Annotated in this window: 15 protein-coding genes and 1 pseudogene; 6 read left to right on the top strand and 10 right to left on the bottom strand. The window is 65.6% G+C overall.

Annotation, left to right across the window (positions count from 1 at the left end; genetic code table 11):
- Positions 1–526 (top strand): DMT family transporter (locus NA10_RS31755; protein ID WP_169812679.1); only part of this gene is annotated, 526 nt, incomplete at its 5' end.
- A gap of 25 nt (positions 527–551) precedes the next feature.
- Here NA10_RS31755 and NA10_RS31750 read toward each other — a convergent pair.
- Positions 552–2114: a Rieske 2Fe-2S domain-containing protein gene (locus NA10_RS31750; RefSeq protein ID WP_067574391.1), complete on the bottom strand. Its 1563-nt coding sequence runs from the start codon at positions 2112–2114 to the stop codon at positions 552–554.
- A gap of 139 nt (positions 2115–2253) precedes the next feature.
- Here NA10_RS31750 and NA10_RS31745 point away from each other — a divergent pair, with 139 nt between their 5' ends.
- Together NA10_RS31745 and NA10_RS39675 are read left to right on the top strand one after the other, a co-directional pair.
- A complete protein-coding gene (locus tag NA10_RS31745; protein WP_067574390.1) occupies positions 2254–2997 on the top strand; it encodes a lysophospholipid acyltransferase family protein in 744 nt (247 codons plus the stop codon).
- Between the two features lie 196 nt (positions 2998–3193).
- Positions 3194–3322, top strand: a pseudogene (locus NA10_RS39675) (allantoate amidohydrolase); the annotation flags it as partial.
- 41 nt (positions 3323–3363) lie between these two features.
- On the opposite strand, the gene NA10_RS31740 reads toward NA10_RS39675, so the two are convergent.
- Genes NA10_RS31740 through NA10_RS31715 form a run of 6 tightly spaced genes read right to left on the bottom strand, consistent with a single transcriptional unit; the run spans position 3364 to position 11185 of the window.
- Positions 3364–4032 carry a hypothetical protein gene (locus NA10_RS31740; RefSeq protein ID WP_084515577.1) on the bottom strand — a complete coding sequence of 223 codons (669 nt, stop codon included), beginning with the start codon at positions 4030–4032 and terminating at the stop codon, positions 3364–3366.
- A complete protein-coding gene (locus tag NA10_RS31735; RefSeq protein ID WP_067574389.1) occupies positions 4029–5696 on the bottom strand; it encodes an ABC transporter family substrate-binding protein in 1668 nt (555 codons plus the stop codon). The genes NA10_RS31740 and NA10_RS31735 overlap by 4 nt, the downstream gene beginning before the upstream one ends.
- Positions 5697–5726: 30 nt before the next feature.
- Positions 5727–7391, bottom strand: coding sequence for an ABC transporter family substrate-binding protein (locus tag NA10_RS31730; protein WP_067574388.1), 1665 nt, complete (start codon positions 7389–7391; stop codon positions 5727–5729).
- A 10-nt stretch (positions 7392–7401) separates the two neighbouring features.
- Positions 7402–9276, bottom strand: coding sequence for an ABC transporter ATP-binding protein (locus NA10_RS31725; protein ID WP_067574387.1), 1875 nt, complete (start codon positions 9274–9276; stop codon positions 7402–7404).
- Positions 9273–10211 carry an ABC transporter permease gene (locus NA10_RS31720; RefSeq protein ID WP_067574386.1) on the bottom strand — a complete coding sequence of 313 codons (939 nt, stop codon included), beginning with the start codon at positions 10209–10211 and terminating at the stop codon, positions 9273–9275. Before NA10_RS31720 ends, NA10_RS31725 begins: the two co-directional genes overlap by 4 nt.
- Complete coding sequence (locus NA10_RS31715; RefSeq protein ID WP_067574385.1) at positions 10208–11185, bottom strand: ABC transporter permease; 978 nt, start codon at positions 11183–11185, stop codon at positions 10208–10210. The genes NA10_RS31720 and NA10_RS31715 overlap by 4 nt, the downstream gene beginning before the upstream one ends.
- Positions 11186–11373: 188 nt before the next feature.
- Here NA10_RS31715 and NA10_RS31710 point away from each other — a divergent pair, with 188 nt between their 5' ends.
- Positions 11374–12174: a Cof-type HAD-IIB family hydrolase gene (locus tag NA10_RS31710; RefSeq protein WP_067574398.1), complete on the top strand. Its 801-nt coding sequence runs from the start codon at positions 11374–11376 to the stop codon at positions 12172–12174.
- Between the two features lie 28 nt (positions 12175–12202).
- On the opposite strand, the gene NA10_RS31705 is transcribed toward NA10_RS31710, so the two are convergent.
- Positions 12203–14488, bottom strand: coding sequence for an N-acetylmuramoyl-L-alanine amidase (locus NA10_RS31705; protein ID WP_067574384.1), 2286 nt, complete (start codon positions 14486–14488; stop codon positions 12203–12205).
- A gap of 172 nt (positions 14489–14660) precedes the next feature.
- Between NA10_RS31705 and NA10_RS31700 the strand changes: the two genes are divergently transcribed.
- Positions 14661–15821 carry a SpoIID/LytB domain-containing protein gene (locus tag NA10_RS31700; protein ID WP_084515575.1) on the top strand — a complete coding sequence of 387 codons (1161 nt, stop codon included), beginning with the start codon at positions 14661–14663 and terminating at the stop codon, positions 15819–15821.
- Between the two features lie 3 nt (positions 15822–15824).
- Here the strand turns inward: NA10_RS31700 and NA10_RS31695 are convergent, their stop codons facing one another.
- Positions 15825–16253: an MBL fold metallo-hydrolase gene (locus NA10_RS31695; RefSeq protein WP_067574382.1), complete on the bottom strand. Its 429-nt coding sequence runs from the start codon at positions 16251–16253 to the stop codon at positions 15825–15827.
- Between the two features lie 116 nt (positions 16254–16369).
- Positions 16370–16870 carry a MarR family winged helix-turn-helix transcriptional regulator gene (locus NA10_RS31690; RefSeq protein WP_067574381.1) on the bottom strand — a complete coding sequence of 167 codons (501 nt, stop codon included), beginning with the start codon at positions 16868–16870 and terminating at the stop codon, positions 16370–16372.
- Positions 16871–16972: 102 nt separating this feature from the next.
- Between NA10_RS31690 and NA10_RS31685 the strand changes: the two genes are divergently transcribed.
- Positions 16973–17902, top strand: coding sequence for an EamA family transporter (locus NA10_RS31685; protein ID WP_067574380.1), 930 nt, complete (start codon positions 16973–16975; stop codon positions 17900–17902).
- Positions 17903–17909: the final 7 nt, after the last annotated feature.

Here is a 17909-nt window from a genome sequence, read left to right as displayed (position 1 = left end):
GGCCCTGGCCCTGGCGGCGGTCCTGCTCGCGGCCTCCTCGGGGCGGGGTGCGGGGGAGGGTTCGGCCGCGCCGGGCTGGTTCGGCTCGGTACCGGTATGGGCCTTGATAGCCCTGCCGATGCTGGCGGGGATCGGGCTCGCCTGGCAGCAGGCGGTGAACGGCCGGGTGGGCGCGGTGGGCGGTCCCCGGTCGGCGACCCTGGCGAACTTCACCACCGGCACACTCGGCCTGCTGCTGGTCGAGGTGTTCGTGGTGGCCGGAAGTGGTTGGCCCGCCGCGTTTCCCACCCGGCCGTGGCTCTATCTCGGCGGCCTGATCGGCGTGTTCTTCATCGCCCTGGCCGTGGTCGTCGTGCGCTGGATCGGCGTGCTGCTACTCGGACTCACCTCGGTGGCGGGTCAATTGGCCATGTCCCTGCTGCTCGATGTGCTCGCCCCGACCGGCCGGAATCTGTCGGTGACGGCGGTCGTGGGCTGCGCGCTCACCTTCGCCGCGGTGGCGCTGGCGGCGCGCAGCCGATCCTGACGACCCCCGATGGCCGGAATCGGCGTCAGCCGTTGGCGGGTGCGTCCAGCTTCCGGGAACGCAGTTCGTGGCCCTTGGAGGTCTTGCAGCGGCCCGATTCCAGATCCCATTGCCAGCCGTGCAGGTTGCAGGTGAGGGTATTGCCTTCCACCACACCGAATTTCGACAGATCGGCCTTCAGGTGCGGGCAGCGGCGCTGTACTTCCCAGCCGTCGAGTTCGGTGGAGGCCGAATCGTCGTGCGCCTCGGAGAACCAGCCGTCGGCGTAGGCGATGCGCTCATCGGTGAGGCATTTGAAGAAGGTGTAGAGGAATTCGTTGTATCCGCCGATGCGCCAGGTGGTGAAGCGCGTGGACAGGAAGATGGTGTTCACCCAGTCGGGTTCGTTATCGCGCAGGACGGTGCGCACCAGAACGGGGTCGATGCGGAATCCGTAGCGCTGCTTGCCTTCCCCCTCGACGGGTGCGCGCACGATGCGCTTGGGGAAGTCCAGCACCACGGTCTCCTCGCCCATGACCAAGGCGACCGAGTAGCCGATGCCGTCGCAGATGAGGTCGCTCTGCGCCATGATCGGTTCGAAGAGCTCCTTCAGGCGCGGCAGCAGCGGGCCGTCGTCCTGGGTTGCCCAGGAGCCCTTTTCGGCGGCGATGACCGGTGCGAACCGCTGTGCCATGGCCTCGATGTAGGCGGCCTTGTCACCGTAGATGCTGTCCGGTGCGACCGGATGCGAGAGTTCGGCGAGGTCCTTGCCGTGCAGTTCCACGGTGGAGCCTGGAATCATCAGGATGCCGCCGTTATTGCCGTGGATCTCCATCTGATCCAGGAAGACGACCTGATCGGGGAAGATATTGCCCTCATCGCCGCGGTCGTCGTTGAGGTAGCGCAGTTCATCGTCCAGGAAGACCGGCGGTCCCGCGGACGGCACCACCCAGGTGGCCCCGACCTGTTCGATGTAGGAACGCGCGCGATCCATCCCGCGCTGGCGCTTCTGTTTGCCGAAGTTGGCCTTGGTCTTGGCGGGGATGTCGTAGACCATCGGGTACCAGATGGCCCCGGAGTACTGCAGCAGGTGGATGTCGACGTGCCCGAAGGCGTCGTGCAGCACATCCATATCGACCGGCCGCGCGTCATTCATGTTGAAGCAGACGGTTTCGCCGTCGGAGACGACGATGCCGGAGTCGCCGATGGGTCCGTCCGCCGGTGCGCGCAGCGCGATGATCATGATGTCGAGCTGGTTGCCGCCGACGCCGGTGATGGTGTGTTTGACCGAATCCTCGGTTTCGAAGAACTTGGTGAAGCCCAGCTGCTCCAGTTCGCGGCGCAGATCCGGCACCGGATAGTCGGGGAGCAGCACCGTCGCGTCTTTATTGATCTTCTCGGCGAGGAGTTTCGCGTCGAAGTGATCGCGGTGCAGATGGGAGACGTACAGGAAATCGCAGTTGCCGAGCGTATCCCAATCGAGTTGGGTGTTATCCGGAAAGGGCACCCATGATGCGAAATATGCCGGGTTCACCCACGGATCGCACAGGATCGTCCCCGCTGCGGTGGAGATGTGGAACCCGGCGTGTCCGACGCTGGTGATCTGCACGAGCTTCTTCCTCCTCGACCGTTACCAGCCACCCAGACTACTGGCTGCCCCGAAACATCGCTTATGCAGTAACCCCCCGCCGATTACTGTTGCCTGGGTCACTGGTCGCCGCGCGGGCAGCGACTACGCTAGCGGAACTGTGGAACCCGTCTACTTCCCGATCATCGGGCTGGCCCGTACCGTCTTCGCGGCACAGGGCCTGAAGTTCACTGTCACTGGCGACGAAAACATCCCGGCGAAGGGTGGCGCTGTCATCGCCATCAATCACACGGGCTACATGGACTTCACGTATGCGGGCCTGCCTGCGCGTACGACGAAGCGCTATGTGCGTTTTATGGCGAAAAAGGAGGTTTTCGATAATTCGATCACCGGGCCGATCATGCGGGCGCTCAAGCATATTCCGGTGGATCGGGCCGCGGGCGCGGACTCGTATCACGAGGCCGTGAATCGGCTGCGCGCCGGCGAACTGGTCGGGGTGTACCCCGAGGCGACCATCAGCCGCAGCTTCGAATTGAAGGAATTCAAATCGGGCGCCGCGCGCATGGCGATCGAGGCGAATGTGCCGATCATCCCGATGGTGATCTGGGGCGCGCAGCGCGTCTGGACCAAGGGGCATCCCAAGCGCCTGGGCCGCACCAACACCCCCATCTCCATCGAGGTGGGCGCGCCGATCCAGCCGTACGAACCGGCCGCCGAACTGACCGCGCAGCTGCACACGACCATGGAAGCCATGCTGCTGAACGTGCAGCGGGATTACCCGCACGAGCCCGGCGCCTACTGGGTGCCCGCTCGATTGGGCGGCAGCGCACCGACTCTGGAAGAGGCGAACGCCCTCGACCGGGCCGAAGCCGAAGCGAAAGCCGCCAAACGCGCACAGCAGTAGATCCGAAAGAGGTGGCCGCGCACGGGTCCGGCAGATCCGTTGCGCGGCCACCTCTTTTGTCTTTCGCAGTCCGCTCCGGCCCCGATGAGGAGGGTGAGAGTCCGGAAAAGGCTGCGAGCCTGGGTTATTCGACCGCAGCCGCCGCGTTGCCGGTCATGGCCTCGGCCGCCGCGACCGCGTCCGCCGGTTCGGCCGACATGGTCGAACATATCGCCTGGTGGATCGGCACGATCCCATGGTGGCTTTCGCCTCCACCGTGCACACCGCCCGCGCCGAGGCGGCGGCGCTGTCGGCGGTCGCCACCTTCGGTCATGAACGGCTCCTAGCCTGGCTGTTTCCTGTCGGTTGACGACGGATACGCGTCCCTCAGCTGGGATCGGACCCGCGAATAGCCGAAAACCACACGGCCGCACCCGCTCCGATCATGGTGGCCCCCACGAAACCCGCCACGCCCCCGCCCGCCACATAAACCCACAGCAGCCCCAGGAACGGCCCGACCACCGCCGACTGCGCATCGAGCAGCAGCCGCCGCCCATACCCGGCGACCCGCATCGCGTTCAACGCCGCCTCGTCATCCGGCCGCGCCGGATTGTCGATCAACCGCCCCACCGGCTCGACACTCCGCAACCGCCCCGACGGATACACCCGCCCCCCGTCCACGGTGATCGCGCGCCCGGCCAATTCCGCGTTCCCCTGCGTCAGCGTCACCAGCGCCGGATCGAAATACACCGGCAGCCACCGAGTCCGCCCACCCGTGGTGAACTCCAACCACGACCGACTCACCAGCCGATACTGCTGCCGCACCCGCCGCACCCCCACATCCCGGCAAGCCTCCCCCCGCGGCAACCCCACCGGCAAATACCCGAAAGCACCCGCGAACCGAAAAACGCTGTACCCCACAATGACCAGCGCCACCGCACCGGCCATGGCCACCTGCTCCGAACCGCCGAACGGCGCCCACGCGAGGCAAATCGCGAGAGCGCCGATCGTCACAGCGGCCGGATAGGTCAGTGGATGACCCGTCCGGAGGGTCACTTGAGGAAGCCGACCTTGGTGTAGTCGGGGGTCGCCATACCGAACGCGCCCCAATTGGCGAGGTCGGTACGGACGGCATGGGTGCCCGACGCCTGGTTGAGGGGCAGCGAATGCACCTCGTTGAAGATCATCTGGTCGGCCTTGTTGGCGAGTTCACGCGCCTTGGCCGGATCGAGTTCTGCCAGCGTCTGGTTGATGAGCGTATTGAGTTCGGGCGATCCGACGCGGGACTTGTTGCCCTGCCAGTTGGCCGGGTCGTAGTAGTAGACCTGCCGCAACACCTGCAGCGGAAGGACGCTGCCCCCGAGCGCGGTCTGTGCGAGGTCGTAGTTGCCGGGGTTGATCACATTGGTGAAAAGTCCGTTGCCGGGCACGGTTTGGATATTCAGCTTGACGCCGACCTTGGCCAGGTTGGCCTGGATGATCTTGGCGGTATCCACCCACCCGGCCTGGTCGTACATGACGTCGCGCAATTCCAGCTTGCGCCCGTTCTTTTCGCGCACATCACCGTTGAGCACCCATCCGAGCGCATCGAGTTCCTTGGCGGCGGCCTCGGGATCGAACGCCACGGCGGCGGCATTGTCCTGATAACCGGTCTGTCCGTCGACGTAGACGTGGTTGTTGACGACCTTCGGATTGTCCACGATGCCGTGCTGGCTGGTGTTCACGATATTCTGCCGGTCGATGGCCTTGGCGATGGCGCGGCGCAGTGCCGGATCATCGAGGATGGCTCCCTGTGCGCCGTTGAACCACAGGATATTGATGGTCGGCTCCGAGGCCCGTCGAATCTCGACACCCGGTGCGCTGCGCGCGGCGGTGACGTTCTCGAGCCCGGAGACATACGCCTCGTCCAGCTCGTTGTTCTGAAGGGCGGGCACCCACGCGCTGCTGTCGAGCACGCTATAGGTGATATTGGTCAGCTTCGGGGTATCGCCCCACCATTTCGGGTTGTGGCCCAGGGTGATCCGGTTCTGGGTCCGATCCAGGTTGGTGATGATGAACGGGCCGGCGCTGACCGGCAGCGAGTTGTGCGCCCAATCGTTGAACGCCTGTGGGGATTCGGTATCGGCCTTCGGGTAGAGCACTCCGAACAAGCCCTGCCATTCACCATAGGGCTGATCGAAAGTAACGACGGCCTGCCGGTCATCGGTGCCGCGCTCCACCTTGCCGACATGGTCGTATCCGCTGGAGGTCGCGACCTGAAAATCAGGATTCTTACCGTTCAGGGCCTGCCACTGGGACCGGATGTCCTCCCAGGTGATGGGCGATCCGTCGGACCAGACCGCCTTCGGATTGATGGTGTAGGTGACCTGCTGTGGACTTTTGCTGGTCAGCTGGATATCGGTATAGAAGTCGTGGTCCACGCTCTGATCGCCCGCCGCATTGCTGGCGAATGTCTGCGGCAGCAGCGGACTCACCACATCGTTCGTATCGCCGGTATTTCCGTCGATGTGCAAGGCGTTGAACGACTCCGGGTACGAGCTCAGCGACAGCCGCAGGTTGCCACCGTCCTTCAGATCCTCGACCGGATGCGGATTGATGGAATTGGTGGTGCCCAGCGCGGCGGTACCGCCCTCGTTGCCGCCGGAGCTACAACCGGACACGATCACACCGAGCGCGACGAGAGGTATCGCGAGTCGTGCCACTGTCGAACGTGTCCGCATGGACCGCTCCTTCCGCCGGGACGGCTGTCGTTACTTCAGAAATCCGATGAGGGTGTAGTCGTAGGAGGCCAACCCGGGCGCACCGTAATTGGCCAGCTCGGACCGTACCCCGTAGTTGCCCTCGGACTGGGTCAGCGGCAGCGAATGCCCCTCTTCGAAGACCTTCCGATCGACCTGGTTGGCCAGCTCGATGGCCTTCTGCGGATCCAGTTCCGAGAGTGCCTTGTCGATCAGCTCATTGAGTTCCGGCGAGCCGATTCGCCCGAAGTTGGCTTGCAGATCATCCGGGTAGTAGCCCCAGATCTGCGGCACGCTGCTGAGCGGGAAGGCATCGCCCTGGAAGGTGAACTGGCAGACGTCGAAGTCGCCCGGCTGGATGACATCGGCGAAATACCTTGCGCTGGGCCGGGTGTCGATGGTCAGGCCGACACCGATCTTCCCGAGGTCGGCCTGAATCATCTTGGCGATGTCCACCCAGGTGGGGTCGTTGTACATGACATCGCGAATGATGAGCTGCTTGCCGTCCTTGGCGCGAGTGCCGTCGCCCTGGCGCAGCCAGCCGATGGCGTCGAGTTCGCGGGCGGCGGCATCGGGATCGAAGCCGAGGCTGTTGTCCTGGTAGCCGGTTTGGCCGCGCAGATACACATGATTGTTCAATGGCTGCGGGTCCGCGACCAGTCCGTGCTGGACGGTCTCGGCGATCCGCTTGCGGTCGATCGCCTTCGAAATCGCGACGCGCAGTGCGGGATCGGCGAGAATCGAGCCGGGTGCGCCATTGAAGGTGAAGTGCCGCCACCGGTTGCCGGGCGCGTTCCGCACCACCATGTCGGGGGTGCTGCGCACATTCTGCAGATCATTGATATCCGACAGCAGGGCGGCGTCGAGTTCCTTGTTCTGCAGTGCGGGCACCCACGCTGTCCGATCCAGCACGCTGATGGTGATGGTGTCCAGCTTCGGGGTGTTGCCCCACCATTTCGGATTGCGGCCCAGCACGATTCGGCCCTGCGTCTTATCGGTGGACTGCACCGCGAACGGCCCGGCGGTGAGCCCGATACCGTTCAGCAGTGCGGTGTTGAACGAATCCGGGTCCTGCGTAACCTTTTTCGGGTACAGCGTGGCATTGCCCGCGAATTGCCCACGCCAGTCGGCGAAATGCTTGGCGAAGGTGATGACGGCCTGCCGATCGTCGACGCCGCGCTCCACCTTCTCCACCCGGTCGAAGCCGTTGGAGATGGCGATCAGGAACCGCTTGTCCCTACCGCTCAGCGCATTCGCTTCCGAGGCGAGGTCTTCCCAGGTGATGGGGCTGCCGTCGGACCAGACCGCTTTCGGATTGATGGTATAGGCGACCACTTGCGGATCGGTGCTGGTCATCTGCACATCGGTGAAGTAATCGTGATCGACCGTGAGATTACCCGCGGCGTCGGTGTCGAAGGCGCGCGGCATCAGCGGGCGGATGCTGTCCATGATCTCGCCGTCATTGCCGTCGATCTGGAGCGTGTTCCAGTTGACCGGGTAGCCGGTGATCGCCAATCGCAGATTCCCGCCATCGCGCAGATCATCGCGGGGATGCGGATTGATGTCGGCGCCACCGCCGATCGCCGCCGAGCCGGTGGCGTTGTCGCTGCCGCCCGCACAACCTGCGAGTGCGAGAGTGGCCGCGAGCAGTAGTGCGGCGCATCGTATTTTCCGCATCACATCGCTCCTATCGGGTGGTCGCCGGAACCGGTACCGCGTCGATCAGCGCGCGGGTGTACTCGTGTTCGGGAGCGGCGAAGATGCGCTCCGCCGGTCCGTATTCGACGATCTGTCCGCGATACATCACCGCGATGTCGTGGGCCAGATTACGCACCACGGACAGGTCATGCGAGACGAACAGATACGACAGGCCGCGCTCGGTTTGCAGGTCCCGTAGCAGATTCAGCACACCCGCCTGAATGGAGACATCGAGCGAGGAGACCGGTTCGTCCAGCACCAGCAGTTCGGGATCCAGGGCCAGGGCGCGCGCGATATTGATGCGCTGCTTCTGCCCACCGGAGAAGTCCGCCGGATAGCGGTCGGCATGTTCGGGGCGTAAGCCCACCTGCCGCAACAACTCCGGTACGCGTCGATTGATCTCCTCGCGCGACCGCCCGTCGATGCGCAGCGGTTCGGCCAGCACATCGGAGATGGGCAACCGCGGATCCAGCGAGGACGACGGGTCCTGGAAGACGATCTGCATCTTGCGGCGGATATCCCGGCGCTGCTGCTTGGTCAGCGCGGTGACGTCGTGGCCGAGGATCTCGATGCTGCCGCTCTCGGGCTTCAGCAGATCCATGATCTGGGTGAGCGTGGTCGACTTGCCCGATCCGGACTCGCCGACCAGCGCCAGTGTGCGCCCCGCGCGCACCTCGAAGCTGATGCCGTCCACGGCCTTCACTTCCCCTGTGCGCCTGCGGAATACGACGCCCTGGGTGATGGGGAAGGTTTTGCGCAGATCCTGAACCTTCAGCACCACCTGCGTGGCATCTACCTCGGTGACCTCGGCCGGTGCCTCGATCTCCTTGCGGTAGGCCGTGAACAGCGCATCGGAACCGACCTCTTCGGTGCGGATGCAGGCCGCGCGATGCCCGGGACCGGTGTCCCGCAACGGCGGCTCCGCGGCCAGGCAGTCGTCGATCGCGACCGGGCAGCGCGGAGCGAACGGGCAGCCCGGCGGCAGATCGTGCATGGCGGGCGGCGTGCCGATGATCGGGATCAGCGGTGCGCGCGCCGGACCGTCGATCCGCGGAATCGAGCCGAGCAGTCCGACGGTGTACGGCATCCGGGGCCGGTGGAAAAGCTCTGTGGCAGGCGCGGTTTCGACCACACGACCGGCGTACATAACGGCGACGCGGTCGGCCAGCGTGGCGGCGATGCCCATATCGTGGGTGATGAATATGACGCCCGCGCCGGTGATATCGCGCGCTTTGCGCAGCAGGTTCAGGATCTGCGCCTGCACGGTCACATCGAGTGCGGTGGTGGGCTCATCGCAGATGATGAGGTCGGGATCGTTGGCGATCGCCATGGCGATCACCACGCGCTGGCGCATACCGCCCGAGAATTCGTGCGGAAAAGCCTTGGTGCGCAACGCCGGTTCGGGAATCCCGACCAGTTCGAGCAGTTCGATCGCCTTCTCGGCGGCTTCCTTCTTGCTCATCTTGCGGTGCGCCAGCAGGGCTTCCGCGATCTGATCGCCGACCCGGTACACCGGGGTCAGTGCGGACAGCGGGTCCTGGAACACCATGGAGACCCGGCTGCCGCGCAACTCGGACATTTGTTTATCGCCGAGTCCCAGCAGCTCTCGTCCGCGCAGCCGAATTGAACCGCGCACTCGGGCCTGCTCCGGCAGCAGTCCGATGACCGCCATCGAGGAGACCGATTTGCCGGATCCGGATTCACCGACGATGGCGAGCACCTCACCGTCGTTGACGGTGAAGTTCACCCCGCGCACGGCGTCCACCCGGCCTTCCTCGCCGGGGAAGGACACCCGCAGGTCGGCGACCTCCAACAGTGGGGCGGTGGTGCGCCTTTCGGTCGACTCCAGCACCGTCTCGCTCATGCCGCGGTCTCCTTGGCCTTCTTGCCGCGCTGTTTGGCGCGCGCCCGCTTGGCGCTCGGATCGAACGCATCGCGCAGTCCGTCACCGATCAGGTTGGTGCACAACACGATCGTGATCAGGAACGCGCCGGAGAAGATGAAGGTCCACGGGTAGTTCAGCGCCGAGGAGCTGTACCGGCCGATGAGTGAACCCAGTGACACATCCGGCGGCTGCACACCGAAACCGAGGAAGCTCAGACCGGTTTCGGCCATGACCGCGCCGCCGACCGCGAGCGTGGTGTCGATGATCAGGATGGACGCGATGTTCGGCACCACATGCGTGATGATGACCGACCAGGTGGAAGCGCCCATATACCGTGCGGCGCGGACGAATTCGCGCTCCCGCAGGCTCATCGAGAGGCCCCGGACGATGCGGGCGCTGATCATCCAGCCGAAGAAGGCGATAAGCAGGGTGATCAACAGCAGTGAGCTGTTGCCCTTCGTCTTGGGCGCGAACAGCGCGATCATGATGAAACTCGGGATCACCAGCAACAGATCGCAAATCCACATGATGACGCGATCGGTCCAGCCGCCCAGCAGACCCGCGAGCGCACCCGCGATGGTCGCGATGATCGCCGACAGGAAGGCCGCTGGGAATCCGATGATCAGGGATTTCTGCAATCCATGCAGGGTCTGCGCCAGCACGTCCTCACCTGAGAGCGTGGTGCCGAACCAGTGTTTGGAACTCGGCGGCTGCAGCTTCTGCGACAGGTCCGGATCCATATCGGTGTACGAGTAGGGCAGCAAATGCGGCAGTACGAAGGCCGCCACGAAGACCAGCAGCAGCACGACGGTCGCGACCACCGCCACCCTGTTGCGCAGGAAGCGGCGGATCACCAGCTTCCGCCGGCCGACGGCGTGCGGCGCGCCCTGGATGATGGTTTCGACTTCGGTCATCCGACACGCACCCGGGGGTCGAGCAACGCGTACGCGATATCGGACAGCAGGCCAGACAGCAGCACCACGATGCCGGTGAAGAGCGTGGAGGCGAGCACGATATTGATGTCCTGTGCGCCGATCCCATTGACCAGCCATTCACCCACGCCGTGCCAGCCGAAGATCTTCTCGGTGAAGGTCGCGCCGGTGATCAAACCCCCCAGGCTGTAGGCGAACAGGGTCGCCATCGGAATCAACGCCGTGCGCAGACCGTGCTTGTAGAGGGCGCGTGAGCGGGTCAGGCCCTTCGCGCGGGCGGTGCGAATGAAATCGCTGCCGAGCACGTCCAGCATGGCATTGCGCTGGTACCGGCTGTATCCGGCCATCGCGCCGAGTGCCAAGCCGAGCGTGGGGATGAACAGATGCTGTGCGCGATCGACGAGCTGATTCCACAGGCCGTGGATCTGGGTCGCGGAGGTCTCACCGGTGTAGAGGAAGATCTGCTCCCCGGTGGCCTGATTGATCTGCAGCGCACCGAATTTCAACAGGGTCGCGAGCAGGAACACCGGCGTCGAGAGCAATAGCAGCGAGACGACGGTGCTCAAATAATCGCTGAACTTGTACTGCCGGATGGCATTCGCCGCACCGATCAGCACGCCCAGCACACTGCCCACGATCGAACCGATGAGCAGCAGTCGCAGACTGACGCCGATGCGCCGGGGCAACTCCTCGCTGACCGCCTGACCCGGCAGCGTCTTGCCGAAGTCGCCCTGTACGACGCCCCCCGCCCACGCCAGATACCGCTGCGGGATCGGATCATCCAGGTGCAGCTCCGCGCGTTTGGCGTCGATGACCGATTGCGGCGGTCTCGGATTGCGCTGTTCCAGGTAGTCCAGTGGCGTGAAGGTGAGCGAAGCCACGGTGAATACCAGGAACGACGCCAGCACGAGCAGCACGACATAGTTCAGCGCGCGTCGCAGGAGAAAGCCGGCCATCAGTCCCTCTCGGGTCGAGTTCTGCCCCAGATCATAGGGACACCTGTGGATAACCGTGCGTTACGGACAGCAGTGGCGGGTAACGAGCCTGCGGCCAATGACGGGCAATTCGCGCAGCGTTCGCATTTCGGGCTCGGATTTCAGGCAGGATGGACTAGGTGACTCTCTTCCACCTGCCGAAACCCAAGATGGTCGCGACCGATGTCGACGGAACCCTCATCGACAATGGTGAGCAGGTGACTCCGCGCACGAAAGCCGCGATCGACGCCCTGATCGCGGACGGCGTGCCGTTCGTGCTCGCCACCGGCCGGCCCCCGCGCTGGATCGATCCGGTCGTCGACGGCCTCGGTTACGCGCCGCTGTGCGTGTGCGGCAATGGCGCGGTGATCTACGACAGCGCCTCGGATCGGATTCTGTCCACCCGCACCCTCGATGTGGAGACGCTGGCGTGGGCCGCTGATCTGGCCGAAACCCTGCTGCCCGGGTGTGGACTCGCGGCCGAGCGGGTGGGGGCGACCGCGCATGACGCGGCGACTCCGCAATTCGTGAGTTCACCGGAGTATGAGCACGCGTGGCTGAATCCGGATGACACCGAGGTGTCGCGGGCGGAGGTGATCGCGGCTCCGGCCATCAAGATGCTGATCCGGTTGCCGCGGGCGACCAGCGGGGAAATGCGCACGATTCTGGAGCCGCATCTCACGGGTCGCGCCGATCTCACCTATTCGACGGACAACGGGCTGATCGAGCTGTCCGCGCCCGGGGTGACCAAAGCGACCGGGCTGGCCAGTGTGGCGCAGCGTCTGGGCGTGCAGCATTCGGCCCTGATCGCCTTCGGCGATATGCCCAATGACGTTCCCATGCTCAGGATGGCGGGGCACGGCGTGGCGATGGCCAACGCCCATCCCGAGGCCATCGCCGCCGCCGACGAGGTCGCCGCCGCCAATCACGAAGACGGTGTGGCCCAGGTTCTCGAACGCTGGTGGATGTAGCCGGCCCCGCCCGGCCGAAGCATCAAATCTACTGCCCCGCAGTGGGTTCCGGCACGGCAGCCGGAATCGGCTGGGCCTGCTGGGCATCGCCGAGCACGGCCGGAATCGGCGCGGGCCCCTGATTCCGCGCGCCGCCGAGGTTCTTGAGCACCGTCGTCACGATCCCGGTCAGCTGACTGAAGATCAGTGACCCGTTCTGGAAGTCGGCCCGCACCCCGTCCTGCACCGGGTACTCCCCGCTGGTCGGCAGTCCGAGCATGCCGCTACTCGCTTCCAATTGCAGGAAGCGTTCCAGGATCTTCCCGACCACCGGGAACACCTGTCCGTCGGGCGCGGAGTACAGATACCCGTTCACGAACTGCGCGTACTGCCCACCGTTCCCGGTCGGCCGCGGCTCCGAAGTCGCCTGTCCCATCGGACCGTTCGGGCCGCCGGATGCCTCGTAATACTTGGCAACCGGGCTGGTGTCGAGCATGCCGAGCAGTTTGGTGGTCAGGTCGGCGAGTGTCGCCAGATCCGCCTCGCTGCTCGGATTGCCCGGCGGCTTCTGATTGTTCGCATTGCGCTGCGGGCGGGTCTGCGTCGGCTTCTGCGGTTGCACGGTGCTCGGCGTAAGCGGTTTGCCCGCAACGTTTTCGGCGAGGGAACGAATGCGATCCATCAGGTCGTACGCCAGATCGCCGGGGCAGCTGGTGTTGCCGACATCCCTGTGCGCGAAGATATTCGGCAGTTTCACGGCCTGTCCCAGGGGATAGCGCGTGTAATCGCTGCCCTCGGAGTACATGGTGGTCTTGCCCTCGGGATCGATGCCCGCAACCTTGGAACGCCAGCCGATGAAGTCGCCCATCGCCTGGATGGCCTCCTCGGTCGGGGCCTCCTCCTCGTGATTGCCCATGAAGGCGACACCGGCGGTATTGATATTGAATCCGCCCGCGTGCGCGCCCTCGACGGGGCGGTCCAGACCGCCGAAGCGGCCCTCGAAGATCTGCCCGTACTTGTCGACCAGTGCGTTGTAGCCGATATCGCACCAGCCCAGGGTCTTCGCGTGATACGCGTAGATGGAGCGCACGATGCCCGCGGATTCGGCCGGGGTGTAGTCATTGCGGCCCGCGGTGTGGTGCACGGTAATGGCATTGACGCCGTCGTCGTAGGTGGGTTCCTCGCAGCGCAGGGATTCGTCCGCGCCCCATTGCGCGCGGCTGATCACCTTGGGGCCACCGCCCGGGAGCGGTGCGGCGACGCGATTGAGGTTCTCATCGAGCGCGCCGCGGCCCGGATCGATGAGGATCGCGGCGAGTTTCTCCAGGTTGATCTGCGCCGGGTCACCGGAGTGATCGGTGAACGGGGCGGCTTCGGGTCGGCCGGGAACGGCCCGCGCCTCCGGATTCGCGGGCGCGAGCGGCGCGGCGGCATTGGGATTCGCGGGCGGGAGCGGCGCGGCGGCATCGGGATTCGCGGGCGGGACCGGCGCGGGCGCATCGGAGTTCGCGGGTGCGATCGATTCCTGTGCGGGATTCCCGGGTGCGGGCGGCACGGCCTGGGCGTCCGCGGGCGCGTTCACCGGCTGCGTGGCGTTCTTGCGCGTCACCAGGATCTGCACGGCTTTGGTCATGCCGACGTAGATCGGTTCGGTGCCGCTGCGCCCGGCTTTCTTGCTCGGCGTGTCGACCGCTTCGGTGGGATACCAGGGCCCCCATCCGCCGTCGGCGCGCTTGGCGCGAATGAGTGCGGTGGTGCCGATCAGCTCCGGCGCGGTGAGCCCGACCATGCTGAAGGGGGTGTCTCGGCTGAGCTCCTTGACCTGCGCTCCGACCTTGTCGACCAGCTCGCCCGGTACGGCGTTGGGGGTCAGGGCCGGGGTGGTGGGATCGCCGACGATCTTCGGAAGGTTCTCGTATTGCGTTGCGGCGGAAGGAGTTCCAGCCCCGGGCGTTTCGGGCCCCGGCGCGGCGATGAAGCCCGGCGAGCCGCCGGGCCTACCTAGTCGTGGTAGCGGAATCTCGCTGGGCAACCCCAGCCCCGGTGCCAATCCCGGCGGGATCTTGATCGAGGCGGGCAGCGGCAGCATGCGCAGATCCGACAGGTGCAGATCGGGCAGATTCAGCCCGGTGAGTTCGTGCAGCGGCAGCACCAGATCGGGGGCGGTGGCCAGTGCCACCTCGGCCATCTCCGCTGGTATTGCTGCCAATTTGCTTTCGTCGGTGGGCCGGATGCCCGGGGAATCACTCAGCGCCAGGATGCCGAGGGGCGCAGTGATCGCCAGGACGGTGACAACCGGGAGAACATACGAGTGTTTCGTTCTGCGGTACGGCACGAGCAGCTCCCATTCGACGTAAAACCGTTGCGGATCGCCGGGATGCCGAGGTTGCGTCTCGACGAACCAACGATCACACTAGTCCCAACTGTCACAATCCATGAACGTGTGGTTGAGGATTAGCTTTCGGTAACTCGAATGTAGCTTCGGCTATGAACAGAATGGGTATGACATGCCGAACGGGTACTTACGCCAACGCCGGAGACGGCTACGCCTACTAGCCATATCGCTGGCCGCGGGCACCGTCGGCGGCACCACCGCCGGGGTGCTCTGGGCCTGGCCGGACACCGAATACGACTTCGTCAGCAGCCCCGGCCACGGCCGCGGCCTCAGCCAGAGCGGCGCGTTCGACCGCGCGGTCGGCGGCAATACCGCCGAGACCATCCTGGCCCACTACTATCCGGGCGCGTCCCTCGATACCGTCGCCGCCACCCCGATTCGCGTCCGGCTGATGGGCTTGGACGGCAAAACCCTGGATGTGGAATCCGAGACGGGGCTCTATGTCGCGGGCCGGCGCGTGGTTCCGGGTCAGGCCGCGCACCTCACCCCAACCGCCACGGGCGCGGATGTCACCATCACCAGCGGGTGCGACGGCGCGGTGCTCTGGAAGGGTTCGACCGACGACCCGTACGCGTATCCGCTGGAGAACGGCGCGAATCGTCCGCTCACCGAACAGCTCGAACTCTGCGAGGGTTCCAACTATCGCGGCGTCCTGGGCGTGGCATTGGACGGCAATGAGTCCCGGGTCGTGAACGAGGTCGACATCGAGGACTACCTCAAGGGTGTCGTCCCCGCCGAAATGGTCCCCAAATGGGCCGATGAAGGTGGCACGGAAGCCCTTCGCGCACAAGCGATCGCGGCCCGCTCCTACGTCCTGGCCGAACGGCGCTACCCCTACGCCCAGACCTGCGACACCACCGACTGCCAGGCGTATCCCGGCACCGACCGCGAGGACGCCCGCACCACCGCCGCCGTGAATTCCACCGCCGGTCAGGTCCTGGTGTACGACAACCACATTCTGCGCGCCGAATACTCCGCCGCCCCCGACGCCGGAACCCCCAGCATCGACAACCTCGAAGTAGGCCCGGCCCTCAGCGAATTCCAGTCGGCCCCAACCCTCATCGACCCAACCGTGCCGACCTACACCGACCCCTCGGCGACCGGCCCGACCTACCGGGATCCGTCGACCACCGATCAGACCTATCCGGATCCGACCCTGGCCGGTCCCGCCACCCCCGGGGGTTCGACTGCCCCCGCACCACGGGATCTCACCGAAGCGGTCACCCCACCGCTCATCAAGGCGCTCGAAATGCTGTCCGACGCGCGCTTCTGACCGCTACTGCCCTGCGGCCAGTTCACCGGCGACCGGATCGGCCCCCAGCGGTACCAACCGGCCGAGACACGCATCCGGCGTGAATTCCGCCATGCGGCTGGACAGTTCGTCCTTCTGTGCGTCGGTGACAGTATCCGCTCCCTCGCGCAATCGCTCCACGGCTTCGCGGTACGCGACCAGGTACTTCCGCTGCTCGGCGAAGATCTCGATATCACCGGCGGGTCCGTGCCCGGGGTACAGCGTCGGCCCGCCCGGTTCGGCGCTCAAATGCTCCGGGGCCGCCAGCCATTCGGTGGAATGCCCATCGGTCGTATAGGAGTGCACGCCGCAGAACGCGAGGTCGCCGATGAGGGCAACTCGCTGATGTCCGCTCTCCACGAGAATGCAACTGTCGCAATAGCTTTCAGCCGGTCCGACCTCGTGCAGGGTCACCCGCAGGCCGCCGATCTCGATCGCCAGGCAGCCGTATGAGTTGCTGGTTCGTCTGAAGCGACAGCCGGATCCGTTGTGCCACAGCGCCTTTGTGATAGCGCCGCCCCTCCGGTATTTCAGGTCAGGGAGGTGTCGCCGAGGGATACCGACAGGGTGCTCAGGAGGGTGCGGAGGTGGGCGCGGTCGGTGGGGGAAAGGGCCGATAGGAGGCGTTGTTCGTTGGCCATGTGGAGGGGGAGGAGGGTGTCGACGAGGTCCAGGCCCTCGGGGGTGAGGGCTACTCGGATGGCTCGGCGGTCCACGGGGTCGGGGACTCGGGTGACCAAGCCCTTGGCGGTCAGGCGGTCTATGCGGTTGGTGATGGCGCCGGAGGTGCGCATGGCCGCTTTGTTGAGGGCACCGGCGGTGAGGCCGGTGTCACCGCCGGAGCGGCGGAGGGTGGCCAGGACGTCGAACTCCCAGAACTCGAGGCCGTAGCCGCGGAAGAACTCGGCCAGGTCGCGCTCCAGCAACTGACAGAGTCGGGTGATTCGGGCGACGATCTCCATGGGGGAAACGTCCACGTCAGGGCGCACTTCGCGCCACGCTGCGGTGATCTGGTCGACGGCGTCGGACACCTGGATCCTCTCAACGGAAATAATCTCAGCGTTAAGATACTTGACGCTGACGTATCTCGATGGTTTTATTTCAACGTTGAGATTATCAATGAGGAGCTGACAATGACCATCACGACCCGCACCAGCGTCACCGGTTACGCCGGGACCCTCGCGCTCACCGGGCTCGCACCGCTGGTGTGGGGATCCACCTACGCGATCACCACCGAATTCCTGCCGCCGGACCGCCCGATGTTCACCGCGCTCATGCGCGCCCTGCCCGCCGGACTGCTGCTGCTCGCCCTCACCCGCAAGCTCCCCCACGGCGAATGGGTATGGAAGGCAGGCGTTCTCGGCGTACTGAACATCGGCGCGTTCATGCCGCTGCTGTTCCTGGCCGCCTACCGGCTGCCCGGCGGCGTCGCCGCGGTCCTCGGCGCGGGCGCACCGCTGATCGCCCTCGGCTTCGCCGCCGTGGCCCTCAACGAGCGCCTCACCACCCGGAAAGTCGTTGCGGCAGTAGTCGGTATGGCCGGTGTCGGGTTGGTCGTCCTGCGCGCCACCGCCGCCCTCGACACCCTCGGCATCATCGCCGGACTCGGCGGCGCGGCATCGATGGCCGCGGGCACCGTCATGACCAAGCGCTGGGGGCGCCCCGAAGGCGTCAAGCCGCTCGCCATGACCGGCTGGCAGCTCACCGCCGGCGGCCTCATGCTGATCCCGATCGCCTTCTTCGTCGAGGGTATGCCGCCTGCCCTGGATACCCGCAATATCGTCGGCTACCTGTACCTCGGACTCATCGGCACCGCACTCGCCTATGCCATCTGGTTCCGCGGCCTGGCCCGCGCCAATGCCACCTCGGTCGCCTTCCTCGGCCTGCTGAGCCCGCTCTCGGCCGCCGTCATCGGCTGGATCGCGCTCGGTCAGTCGCTCGCACCGCTGCAGGTGCTGGGTATGGCGGTCGCCCTCGGCGGCACCCTGCTCGGCCAGACCGCCACCGCACCCAAGCCCGCGACCGAGACCGCGGCCAAGGACGCCGCCCGCGTCGCCGCCTGACACCCCA

Origin of the sequence: Nocardia acidivorans NBRC 108247 (assembly GCF_001625085.1) — a bacterium.
In the GTDB taxonomy this organism is placed as follows: domain Bacteria; phylum Actinomycetota; class Actinomycetes; order Mycobacteriales; family Mycobacteriaceae; genus Nocardia; species Nocardia acidivorans.
Note: the sequence above shows the minus strand (reverse complement) of the source record. Positions and strands in the feature narration are given on the sequence as shown.

Bases quoted from the DNA above. Each gene is read 5' to 3' on its own strand.
- NA10_RS31715 (WP_067574385.1), bottom strand. From the start codon at position 11,185: ATGGCCGGCTTTCTCCTGCGACGCGCGCTGAACTATGTCGTGCTGCTC.
- NA10_RS31735 (WP_067574389.1), bottom strand. From the start codon at position 5,696: ATGCGGACACGTTCGACAGTGGCACGACTCGCGATACCTCTCGTCGCG.
- NA10_RS31725 (WP_067574387.1), bottom strand. From the start codon at position 9,276: ATGAGCGAGACGGTGCTGGAGTCGACCGAAAGGCGCACCACCGCCCCA.
- NA10_RS31730 (WP_067574388.1), bottom strand. From the start codon at position 7,391: ATGCGGAAAATACGATGCGCCGCACTACTGCTCGCGGCCACTCTCGCA.
- NA10_RS31710 (WP_067574398.1), top strand. From the start codon at position 11,374: ATGGTCGCGACCGATGTCGACGGAACCCTCATCGACAATGGTGAGCAG.
- NA10_RS31720 (WP_067574386.1), bottom strand. From the start codon at position 10,211: ATGACCGAAGTCGAAACCATCATCCAGGGCGCGCCGCACGCCGTCGGC.
- NA10_RS31685 (WP_067574380.1), top strand. From the start codon at position 16,973: ATGACCATCACGACCCGCACCAGCGTCACCGGTTACGCCGGGACCCTC.
- NA10_RS31700 (WP_084515575.1), top strand. From the start codon at position 14,661: ATGCCGAACGGGTACTTACGCCAACGCCGGAGACGGCTACGCCTACTA.